Source organism: Trichocoleus sp. FACHB-6 (assembly GCF_014695815.1).
GTDB classification, from domain to species: domain Bacteria; phylum Cyanobacteriota; class Cyanobacteriia; order Cyanobacteriales; family FACHB-T130; genus Funiculus; species Funiculus sociatus.
In genome coordinates this window covers 1-9,542 of record NZ_JACJOY010000005.1, presented here as the reverse complement: position 1 = coordinate 9,542, position 9,542 = coordinate 1, and the positions used below count along the sequence as shown (strand labels likewise).

At 43.8% G+C, this 9,542-nt stretch carries 12 protein-coding genes and 2 pseudogenes; 9 read left to right on the top strand and 5 right to left on the bottom strand.

The genetic code is table 11. The annotated features are described in order from the left end of the window. Positions 1-92 (top strand): annotated as a pseudogene (locus tag H6F66_RS00250) (IS5/IS1182 family transposase); the annotation flags it as partial. Between the two features lie 33 nt (positions 93-125). After that, entirely contained in the window at positions 126-680 is a 555-nt protein-coding gene (locus H6F66_RS00245; protein ID WP_190417078.1) for a recombinase family protein, read from the top strand. 41 nt (positions 681-721) lie between these two features. Here the strand turns inward: H6F66_RS00245 and H6F66_RS29140 are convergent. The 3 genes and pseudogenes from H6F66_RS29140 to H6F66_RS00230 form a co-directional block, all read right to left on the bottom strand. After that, positions 722-1,066, bottom strand: a pseudogene (locus H6F66_RS29140) (DUF6745 domain-containing protein); the annotation flags it as partial. A gap of 244 nt (positions 1,067-1,310) precedes the next feature. Then, on the bottom strand, positions 1,311-2,111 hold the full coding sequence (locus tag H6F66_RS00235) for a leucine-rich repeat domain-containing protein (RefSeq protein WP_190417076.1): 801 nt from the start codon (positions 2,109-2,111) through the stop codon (positions 1,311-1,313). 619 nt (positions 2,112-2,730) lie between these two features. After that, positions 2,731-3,228, bottom strand: coding sequence for a tyrosine-type recombinase/integrase (locus H6F66_RS00230; RefSeq protein ID WP_190417073.1), 498 nt, complete (start codon positions 3,226-3,228; stop codon positions 2,731-2,733). A 166-nt stretch (positions 3,229-3,394) separates the two neighbouring features. Here H6F66_RS00230 and H6F66_RS00225 point away from each other — a divergent pair, with 166 nt between their 5' ends. From H6F66_RS00225 to H6F66_RS00215, 5 genes are all read left to right on the top strand, one after another. Then, positions 3,395-4,036 (top strand): AAA family ATPase, encoded by a 642-nt coding sequence (locus H6F66_RS00225; protein WP_190417071.1) that lies wholly within the window; start codon positions 3,395-3,397, stop codon positions 4,034-4,036. Then, on the top strand, positions 4,036-4,299 hold the full coding sequence (locus H6F66_RS00220; RefSeq protein ID WP_190417069.1) for a CopG family transcriptional regulator: 264 nt from the start codon (positions 4,036-4,038) through the stop codon (positions 4,297-4,299). The genes H6F66_RS00225 and H6F66_RS00220 overlap by 1 nt, the downstream gene beginning before the upstream one ends. A 122-nt stretch (positions 4,300-4,421) precedes the next feature. Then, complete coding sequence (locus H6F66_RS28685) at positions 4,422-4,547, top strand: hypothetical protein (protein ID WP_277873786.1); 126 nt, start codon at positions 4,422-4,424, stop codon at positions 4,545-4,547. Further along, on the top strand, positions 4,544-4,666 hold the full coding sequence (locus H6F66_RS28680) for a hypothetical protein (protein ID WP_277873785.1): 123 nt from the start codon (positions 4,544-4,546) through the stop codon (positions 4,664-4,666). Before H6F66_RS28685 ends, H6F66_RS28680 begins: the two co-directional genes overlap by 4 nt. A 411-nt stretch (positions 4,667-5,077) precedes the next feature. Beyond that, the gene (locus H6F66_RS00215) at positions 5,078-5,380 is read left to right on the top strand and encodes a hypothetical protein (RefSeq protein WP_190417067.1); all 303 of its coding nucleotides are present in this window, start codon (positions 5,078-5,080) and stop codon (positions 5,378-5,380) included. Between the two features lie 215 nt (positions 5,381-5,595). Here H6F66_RS00215 and H6F66_RS00210 read toward each other — a convergent pair whose 3' ends face one another. Beyond that, positions 5,596-6,645: a mycofactocin-coupled SDR family oxidoreductase gene (locus tag H6F66_RS00210; protein WP_190417080.1), complete on the bottom strand. Its 1,050-nt coding sequence runs from the start codon at positions 6,643-6,645 to the stop codon at positions 5,596-5,598. Positions 6,646-6,734: 89 nt separating this feature from the next. Further along, positions 6,735-7,583, bottom strand: coding sequence for an AraC family transcriptional regulator (locus H6F66_RS00205; protein WP_190417064.1), 849 nt, complete (start codon positions 7,581-7,583; stop codon positions 6,735-6,737). A 279-nt stretch (positions 7,584-7,862) separates the two neighbouring features. Here H6F66_RS00205 and H6F66_RS00200 point away from each other — a divergent pair, with 279 nt between their 5' ends. Both H6F66_RS00200 and H6F66_RS00195 read left to right on the top strand, forming a co-directional pair. After that, positions 7,863-8,771: a transposase family protein gene (locus tag H6F66_RS00200; protein WP_190417062.1), complete on the top strand. Its 909-nt coding sequence runs from the start codon at positions 7,863-7,865 to the stop codon at positions 8,769-8,771. A 184-nt stretch (positions 8,772-8,955) separates the two neighbouring features. Then, positions 8,956-9,411 (top strand): ATP-binding domain-containing protein, encoded by a 456-nt coding sequence (locus H6F66_RS00195; RefSeq protein ID WP_190417061.1) that lies wholly within the window; start codon positions 8,956-8,958, stop codon positions 9,409-9,411. The last annotated feature ends 131 nt before the right edge of the window (positions 9,412-9,542 follow it).

Genomic DNA, 9,542 nt, shown 5'->3' with positions numbered 1-9,542 from the left:
GACTCTCTAAGGATTATGAAATTTTGCCGCAGACGTCGGAAGCTTTTATCTATATCGCAAACATTCGTTTGATGTTACGACGCTTAGCTTAGTACACTTCTCAGACATCCTCTGAGACATTTTTAATGAAAATTGGATATTGCAGAGTTTCATCCAATGACCAAACGTTGACCCTGCAACAAGACGCTCTTAAAAAAGCTGGGTGCGAAGAGATTTTTAGTGATACCGCCAGTGGTGCTTCTTCATCTCGACCTGGGCTGGATCAATGTCTCGACCAACTCCGCAAAGGCGATACTCTGGTTGTGTGGCGATTGGATCGGCTTGGGCGATCTCTCAAACATTTGTTAACACTGGTTGAAGACTTAAGCACTAAAGGGATTGGGTTTGTCAGCCTGACCGAAGCAATCGATACCACAACCAGCGGCGGCAAGTTAGTTTTTAGCATCTTCGGCGCGATTGCGGAATTTGAGCGGCAGATTATCCGAGAAAGAACCAATGCAGGATTAGCTGCTGCCAGAGCTAGAGGCAGGAAGGGTGGCAGGAAAGAGAAACATTCTGACAAGAAAATTCTCACTGCGATCAAGCTGGCTGACGACAGCCCCGAAACAATTGAAGAAATTTGTCACTCCCTCGGCATCTCAAAAGCCACATATTATAGGCGTCGAATGAATCTCAAGTGAAGGTAGATTAGATTAGACAAACTAAATTGCTACAGCTCTAGCTAAGTCTCCACAGCAAACGCTTCCGGGTCAACATCCCAGTTAACCCAGCGAATTGCCTCTCTAGCAGAAGTGAGGGTGGGTGGAACGCGCAGGACGTGAAGGTGTCCGGTGCTGGGACAGGTCATTTTCAGCAGATGGATGGGTTCCACATCAACCTTTGCATCAATTTTGAGCAGGGTGTATTCGCGCCAAGTATCCATCTCTTGCGCTGCCAACTCCTGACAAATGCGTTCGTAGCCAATCTGCCGAATCAACAATCGCCGGACTTCCGCATTGGGTTCTGTCAGCAACCATTCGGCTTGCCACTGGCTCAGGTGCGTCCAGTAGCGGCGAGGAAGAGAAACTTTAAAAAAATGAACCTTTAAATTTGGATTAGGATGATTGGCTAACAGCGATAAATCCTTAATAGAATTACCAATCAGATTGAGACGAGTCAAAGAATGCAGTTGCCCAATCTCTGGCGGCAGCGATACCAGTTGGTTACTACTCAGATCGACATCTCCCAAAGAATGCAGTTGCCCAATCTCTGATGGCAGCGGCCTCATTTTGTTGTTACTCAGATAGATATCCGTCAAAGAATGCAGTTGCCTAATCTCTGGCAGCAGAGAGTCCAGTGAGTTGTGACTCAGAGTGAGACCTTGTCAAAGAATGCAGTTGCCCAATCTCTGGCGGTAGGGATGCTAGTTGGTTGCCACTCAGAGCGAGACTTGTCAAAGAATGTAGTTGCCCAATCTCTGACGGCAGGGAGTCCAGTGGGTTGTCATCCAGATTGAGACGTGTCAAAGAATGCAGTTGCCCAATCTCTGGCGGTAGGGATGCTAGTTGGTTGCCACTCAGAGCGAGATATTTCAAAGAATGCAGTTGCCCAATCTCTGGCGGTAGGGATGCTAGTTGGTTGCCACTCAGAGCGAGATATTTCAAAGAATGTAGTTGCCCAATCTCTGGCGGCAGCGATGCCAGTTGGTTGTCGCTCAGAGAGAGATCGGGCAAGGAATAGAGTTGCCCAATCTCTGACGGCAGGGATGTGAGCTGGTTGTTACCCAGCTCGAGAAGTGTCAAGGAACGGAGTTGCCCAATCTCTGGCGGCAGGGATGTGAGCTGGTTGTTACACAGCTCGAGATATTTCAAGGAATGGATTTGCCCAATCTCTGGCGGCAGCGATGCCAGTTGGTTGTCGTTTAGAATGAGACGTGTCAAAGAATGCAATTGCCCAATCTCTGGCGGCAGAAATGCCAGTTGGTTGTTACTCAGATTGAGATATGTCAAAGAATGCCGTTGCCAAATCTCTGGCGGCAGGGATGTCAGTTGGTTGTCACCCAGATGGAGACGTGTCTCATCTTGGGAATTTAGAACTCTCTGTTTAAATTTTTCTATCTCTGACAATTTCATATTTTACCTAAGCAAGTTGGATAAGCTCAATTAGGTCGCCTACAACTGAAGTGGCGCTAATACTTTAGCCTTTCGTGTCTCTATACACCTATCTGCGGCTCAATTCTAGATAAGTCTTTACAGCAATTGCTTCCCAGAAAAATCTCATGGTTACAACTCTCTTCAACTAAAAATTGTTACATCTGTGCGGGCTCTTGTTGAGCGCGTTTCGCAAAAGAAGCGTCGCGTATTCGATACGGGTAAAGTTAGACTGCTGGAGGTTAACTGACAAACAGGACAGTGACGAACTTTGCAAAACACTACATTTTGAGTATCCATATAACTGTTATTTTGCGATTTTTAGTAATTATATAAGTAATTAGCTAAGCTAACCGAATCAAACGTAAAAATGGTTAAGTAAGTAGTTGCGCGAAAGCGCAACTACTATTATTTTACGCTTTTAAAGGTTGAACTATTTAATAAACTACTGCTTCAATAATGCTCCAATCTAGAATAACCCTTGCAGCCCGATAGCAAAGCACCTGCCAGTTCACTTTCAGTCCCACGTCCCCTCAAACTCCCCTGGGGCTAACTGTGTATATCTGACAGTATGTTGTATCTGTCGATGCCCTAAATAATCTTAAATCTTCCGAGTGTCGTATCCCTTCGCCGCCAAATAAAATCCTGTGCTATGACGAATCATATGCGGATGAATTGAGTAACCCAGCTCTGCCTGATCCGCTGCTCGATTCAAAATGTCTCGTACAGTTCTTGTCGTTAATGGAGCTTTTCGCTCCGAATTAAACAACCAAGGCGAATCAGGATATTCTCGTTGTAGTTGCCGCAGCGCTCTTACCTCATCACCATATAAAGGTTGATTTGACGGCGCGCCTTTCTTAAGCCGTCGCACATAAAGATGCTTGGTGGTGAAATTTACATCTTTCCATTGCAAGTTAACTGCCTCTCCAACTCTTAAGCCATGACGGTACATTAAGAGCAGAAGCGTAAAATCCCGGTGTGGATAGCGCCCTATTTTCTTGGCAGCCGCTAGCAGCCGCTCCATTTCGTCAGGCGTTAAATAATCTCGTTCATTATCCGGTTTCGCTTCCTTAATCGGCGGCGCGGGTTGGGTTCTCATAACAACTCCACCTAAAACAGTGTTTGGACAGGTCAATTCAGCAGCCCTGGAAGTTTAATAAACTCGTTAGTCGTTGGTGCTAACTCCACCTAAAATAGTCCTTTTCGGCGGAGTCCAAACCATTCATTCTGGCATAATTAATGCAGTAATTGAGCAATGCAGTAATATGTCCGTCATCTCTTTCGTTAATGAGAAAGGGGGCAGCACAAAATCAACGTCTGCTCTGCATTTCGCACACTGGCTGGCTACCAAACAAAAGAAAAAAATACAGGTGGTTGACGGCGATCCACAGCGCTCCCTCTCCAGATGGTTCGCCTCGATGGAAAGCGCAATTGGGGTAACAGCTCTAATAACTCCCGACGATCTACTTGAACAAATTCCAGTCTTAGCTGAATCAGTTGATTTTTTAGTAGTTGACGGAGCAGGCTCATTAGCTGAATCAACTAGAGCAATTTTATTTCGCACTGACTTAGCTGTAATCCCTTGCCAGCCAAGTAAGTTAGACTTAGATGCCGCATCTGACACTGTGAGGTTAATCAAGCAAGCCCAATCAGTTCGAGGTGGATTGCCAAAAGCAGCCGTATTTCTTAGTCGCGCCCAGAAAAACACTCGATTGAAAACTGAGGCAATCTCTCTGCTTCAAAAAATTCCTGATTTAATATCTTTAAAAACAATTATCCACCAACGTCAAGTTACAGCCGATGCGTTTGGTCAATCAGCGACCGTCTGGGATTTACCTGGTTCTGGCGCTGTCGCGGCATCAGAAGAATTTGAGCAATTATTCAAAGAAATTTTGAGGCTTGTGTGATGACTAAAAAACGGAAGCCTTTAAACAATGACGATAACCTCGCTAAGCAATTTGTCTACGGAGAACCAATTACTCCCTTATTCAAACAAAATAAACCTCAAGAAGTTGAACCTCCGCCCAAGGAAACTACAATCAGGCTCACGGTAGACCTAGCCGAATCCATGCACAGAAAGTTATCAATTCTGGCAGCGCGAACTGGTAAGAAGAAAGCCGAAATCATCAGAATGCTTTTAGATGAAGCACTGCAAGATGTAGAAGATTAAATACTGCATTGCTGCATTACTGCGATACTGTTTAGACTGGTTCTGATTGGGAAACAGAAATTTCTAGCCCCTAGCGATCGCCCTCAGTTCTGGCAGAAACTGAGTAAACCAACTGCAAGACTATGCCGAAGATCAGAGAATGCGAGCGCTGCCAGCTTGCTCCTCGTAATCCTTTGATAGTTTGTGCCGTGTATCCCACTCAAACAGAGCGCGATCGCACTCTCGACTTCCAACTCTCTACCGAGTGAAGCAAGACTTCGGAGCGCCGAAGTCTCGCGATCGCACCCTCGACTTTCGACCCCCTGCCGAAGTGGAAGAACTTGTGGGCATAGAGGGAACGAGGTTTGTGAATGAGGGAGATATATAGCAAAGCTGTCACCAGGGGCAAGGTAGCGCTTGAATTTCCACATAATGTGCCTTGCGGCACTTTTCCCTCCAACTGATTGATACTACACCCGTGGGGCAAAGCGCTCAGTTAATGCTTTTTTCACCTTTCTTATAAGATTGTCCGCACTAGGAACAGAAGCGAAACTGGAGAGACATAATCGGTTCATTAGACCTTTTGCGGAATTAAGATGATGCGCCTAATTTAAGTTCATAATTAAACCACATTTATTAATTGCCTCATGACACATAGATTAAAAAATGGGTTATGAGACACGTTAGGACTGGTTTTGAGGGGGGTTGTATCCCTTTGAAAATTTTGTCTCTTAAATGGTTGTTTATAAGACAAAATGTTTATCGAAAAAAATATCTTTAGGCATCATGTAAAAATAACTTGAACAATTTTCCTCAGAAGCGGTGGCTGGAAAAGGAGATTGAGATTGAACCACCTGACATTGAGCCAGTAGCAACTGAACTAACAGTAGAACCTGACCCACTTGAGACAATTCTGCAAGAACAGCAAGGATACACTCAACGCTTTGCTCCGCAAATTCTGGAAATATGGGAACGCGAGAAATTAAGCAAGCCAAAGCTCAAAGCTGCAACATGTGAGGAGTACCAAATTCGCCTATCCGAGGAAGGACAGCCAAAACTCTATCGGCGCGATCGCCACTTTCACCTTTGCCGGGTTGATTGAAGCGAAGCTGTCATGAAGTGCAATTAGGCTGAAACTGTTACACAGCAAGAGATCGAGGGTAATAACTTTATACTAAAAGTTCTTGTCACATTCCTCAAATTGCCTTTACTGGTTAACGAATTTACGCCGTTTCAGGCTTCAGTTTAGTTCTAATTGCACCTCGTGACACGTTCGCTTCAATCACCCCTTAATCGCGTGCGGTAGCAAGCACTCCATTAGGAATTCCATCGAACGTTAGCACCTGCCGCAATATCCATTGCTTCACCAGTAATTCGATATGCATCAGGAGAACAAAAGAATGGAACTCCTGCGGCAACATCTTCGGGTTCGATTAAGCCAACATCCTGTGCATTCATGCTATTCCGCAGATAGTTCTCAATCGCATCCGGGCTGGGATTTTTCGGATCAGCCCAGCTCAAGGTTGCATCATTGATGATCATGGGTGTTCTAACGCCCGTTGGATTGATCGCGTTTACTGTAATGCCTTCCTTAGCATATTCAACAGCTGCACATTTAACGAGTCCCAAAACACCCCATTTTGAAGCATTGTAACTGGCAGACTGAGCTGAGCCAAAGCGACTGTTGCAGGAGTTGATTACAACAATTCGACCATATTTCCGCTCTCGCATATGTGGAATGACGGCTTGCATAGATTTAGCAACACCGCTCAGATTAACTGCAATGACATCATCCCATTCGGCATCTGACAGTTGATGCAGCCATCCAAAGGTTAGAATTCCAGCATTAGCAACGAGAATGTCTACTTTACCAAAGGTGGCGATTGCCTGATTGACAACGTTCTCCATCTGCTGTCGGCTACGGACATCTGCCTGAACTGCTAAGGCAAGAACTCCCTTGGCTTCAATCAAGCGAACGGTTTCCTTCATGTCCTGAGATTTCGCCATAGGATAGGGGACGGAACCAATCTGATCTACAATATCGCAGATTGTGACATTAGCCCCCTCCTTAGCAAGGCGAACAGCAACAGCTCGACCAATTCCTCTGGCTCCGCCTGTTACAATCGCAACCTGACCACTCAAAGGTCTGTTACTTGTCGGAGTTTGTGCCTCAGATTGGGCAACTGTAGAATCTGCATCTCCTGCTGTTGGTTCTGAAGGCGTATCAGTGGTTGCTGAAGAACTGATCGTTGCCCCCAAAATTGTTGCGCCCAAAGTTGCACTACTGATTCCTATCGTTTTAAGTAGATAGCGGCGCGAGAGGCTTTGAGTAATTCGGGTAAATGGGTTTAGGCTGAACAGATTCATGTTTTTCACTGCTATTTCTTTGTAAAGTACTGAAGCGCTTTTTAAAAACTAGCAAATGATTAAAAACTACAAGAAATTGCTCTAACCTTCTAGGAAAATATTGCTGTCTTCTTCCCGTAGCATTTTGGGGTCACTCCAACCTGACGTTTAAACTGTCCACCAAAATGGCTCTGGTCGTAAAAGCCCGTTGAAGTCGCAACGGTGGCAATCGCCATACCTTGTACTAATAACTTTTTCGCTTGGGCAATTCGCAGTTGCGTTTGATAGATGTTGGGGGATAATCCCACTTCTTTGCGAAAAACTCGACAAAAATGGAAGCGGCTTAGCCCTGCGATTTGCGCTAATCCGTCCAGCGAAATTTCATCGGCATAGTGAGTATGGAGATAGTCACGGGCAAGCTTAACCCCAGCATGGCTCGTCAACAGAGGAGGCACAGAAGGACGTTTCTGAGCATGATGAACCACTAGGTAGGAGAGAAACTGCCAGATAGCGGTGTCTTGCTCTAGCTTGGAAGCGGTTTTACTGGTCACGGTATGTAATGTTAAAAATAAGTCATTCAGCACCGAATCAGTAATAGATATGGTTTGAAAAAAAGGAACCACAACCGCCTTTTCACTTATTTCAGCAGTGACCGTCTGTAACCAGCTTGGGTGAATATGCATCATCCAAAACGATATGGGTTCAGAAAGATACGTGCGATCGCTAGGGGAATGAACTTCACCCGACTGAATGATGCTCAAGCTGCCAGTCGGAATGCAATGATACTCACCGCCATAGCGATATTCGCCTGCACAATCAAAGCTCAGACCCAATTGATACTCTTCGTGAGCATGTTTGGGAAGCGGTTCTACTGTACCTGAGGTATAGGCGTATTGCTCTAAGAGAATGCCGTCTGACTCCCAGCCGTGAATTGAAATGTCTGTTGCTTTCGGCTTCATCCCATATTCACTCAGTTCAACTTCAATTATCGCCTCCAGTCTCTTGCTCTTGCTTTATTAATTCAGGACAACTCAAATCTTTTTTTTCTTGTTTTTATAGCACGATAAAAACGTTTTAGCTGCTTCCATCACAACATATTCAACATCAGCTTTCTGTCATCCTGCGTTTTAACGTCATCTTGTTCTTCCAGCAAACGCATCCCAGCATGAATTAGACCTATCCTTAATATAAACTCTGTAAAATGATGAAATAAACCTAAAAAAAATCTCCGGCTAGCAATGACAAGTCCTTTAGCAAGAATCGGAGCCCATCCCCACGAAGCCAAGCGACTAATTGGTATTGATTATGAGCAATTTCTAGCATTAGTAGCTTTGGCAGAACAACGGCATTTAAAGAAACAGGCAGAAATTGAGAAAAAGAAAGTTCGGATTATTGCACCTAGGGGTGGGCGTAAACCAGAAATGTCTCCCAAAGAAGGAGTCTGCTTGTGTCTAGTTTACCTGCGACAAAAACCGATTTTTGAAATTTTAGGTTTGCTGTTTGATATCTTCAAAACGAAAGCCAATGATAGCTTCAATTATTGGGTAGATATTTTGAGAGATATTTTACCAGCATCTCAGATGGAAGAAGTCTCTAAATTCAGCCAATACTATGAACAATTGCGTCAAATGCTCGGTGAATACGAATTAATTGTAGATAGTGCGAAGCAAGCTATAGAAAGGACTAAAGACTACCAAGAGCAAAAAAGATACTATTCGGGAAAGAAAAAGATGCATACTCTAAAAAATCAGTTTATTGTGCTACCTAAGGGTGCCGATATTGTGGATATATATATTGGACGATTAGGCAAGACGAGCGATATAACTTTATTTCGAGAAACCCATTATAAATTTGACTCAAAACAAAAATTTATTGGGGATAAAGCTTATATCGGAGAAGCCGCAATTACTACCTCTCACAAAAAACCAAAAAAAGCCGAAATTATTGAATCACAAAAAGAAAATAATAAACAATTATCATCAACAAGAATAGGTATTGAACACCTGATAGGTCGCGTGAAAATATTTCGAGTAGCTAGTGATAGATTTCGTTTAGCTCGTCATCGCTATAGTCAAGTAATAATGACAGTTTGCGGATTGGTCAGGCTCCGACTTAATCGTTCAGTTCTATTAGCCCTTAATAATTAAATTCGCCGACAACAAAATTATTTTTTTGTTGCCCTTATTTGCACCCATTTCTGATGATTTATCCTAAATTTACCCTCAAAGCCTCATGGTTACGTCGATTGCCTGCTGGCGAGCGCACTTGCTCGCCAGCGCTAAAACCATTTTACACTAAGCATTTCGCATTTGTGGATAAGTCTATAATTTATTGGATGAAGGATTAAATCCTAGTCGGGATATTTTAGTGATTGCTCTGGGTTCTTTCCAGCTCCACAAACAGATAGCCGCATCTCTTGTAGCTAATGGTATTAATTTCTATATCCCAACTGCTACTAGCAACAATTCTTTTCCCGACAGCCAAAGAGCAAATTTAAACAAGTTTTGGAATGAGGGGGGTGTTACTGTATCTGGTATTCACCGTCCTAAGGGGAATGAAGCAAATATTGTTTATGTAGTGGGATTAGATAATGTAGCAAAAAATGAAAGCAACCTGATTTGGCGAAACCAACTATTTGTCGCAATGACCAGAGCGCGAGGCTGGGTTAGCTTAAGTGGAATTGGAAAGTATTCTATGTATGAAGAGATTCGCCAGGTTATTGAAAGTAAAGGTAGTTTAAATTTTCCCTTCCAGCCTCCTGTACTAGATACTGGTGAATCCGCATGAATTCTGCATTTAGAACGCTTTAGTAAATAAAGTATTAAAGTTTGGATCGACGTGCAGAGCGATTTAGCAGCTCCTTTAAGTTACTCCACAGGAGGAAACTTCCTAACACTATCAAACTAGCTCCGAGCGGA

Coding starts and splice junctions, on each gene's coding strand:
- H6F66_RS00245 (WP_190417078.1), top strand. CDS start 126: ATGAAAATTGGATATTGCAGAGTTTCATCCAATGACCAAACGTTGACC.
- H6F66_RS00235 (WP_190417076.1), bottom strand. CDS start 2,111: ATGAAATTGTCAGAGATAGAAAAATTTAAACAGAGAGTTCTAAATTCC.
- H6F66_RS00230 (WP_190417073.1), bottom strand. CDS start 3,228: ATGAGAACCCAACCCGCGCCGCCGATTAAGGAAGCGAAACCGGATAAT.
- H6F66_RS00225 (WP_190417071.1), top strand. CDS start 3,395: ATGTCCGTCATCTCTTTCGTTAATGAGAAAGGGGGCAGCACAAAATCA.
- H6F66_RS00220 (WP_190417069.1), top strand. CDS start 4,036: ATGACTAAAAAACGGAAGCCTTTAAACAATGACGATAACCTCGCTAAG.
- H6F66_RS28685 (WP_277873786.1), top strand. CDS start 4,422: ATGCCGAAGATCAGAGAATGCGAGCGCTGCCAGCTTGCTCCTCGTAAT.
- H6F66_RS00210 (WP_190417080.1), bottom strand. CDS start 6,645: ATGAATCTGTTCAGCCTAAACCCATTTACCCGAATTACTCAAAGCCTC.
- H6F66_RS00205 (WP_190417064.1), bottom strand. CDS start 7,583: ATGAAGCCGAAAGCAACAGACATTTCAATTCACGGCTGGGAGTCAGAC.
- H6F66_RS00200 (WP_190417062.1), top strand. CDS start 7,863: ATGACAAGTCCTTTAGCAAGAATCGGAGCCCATCCCCACGAAGCCAAG.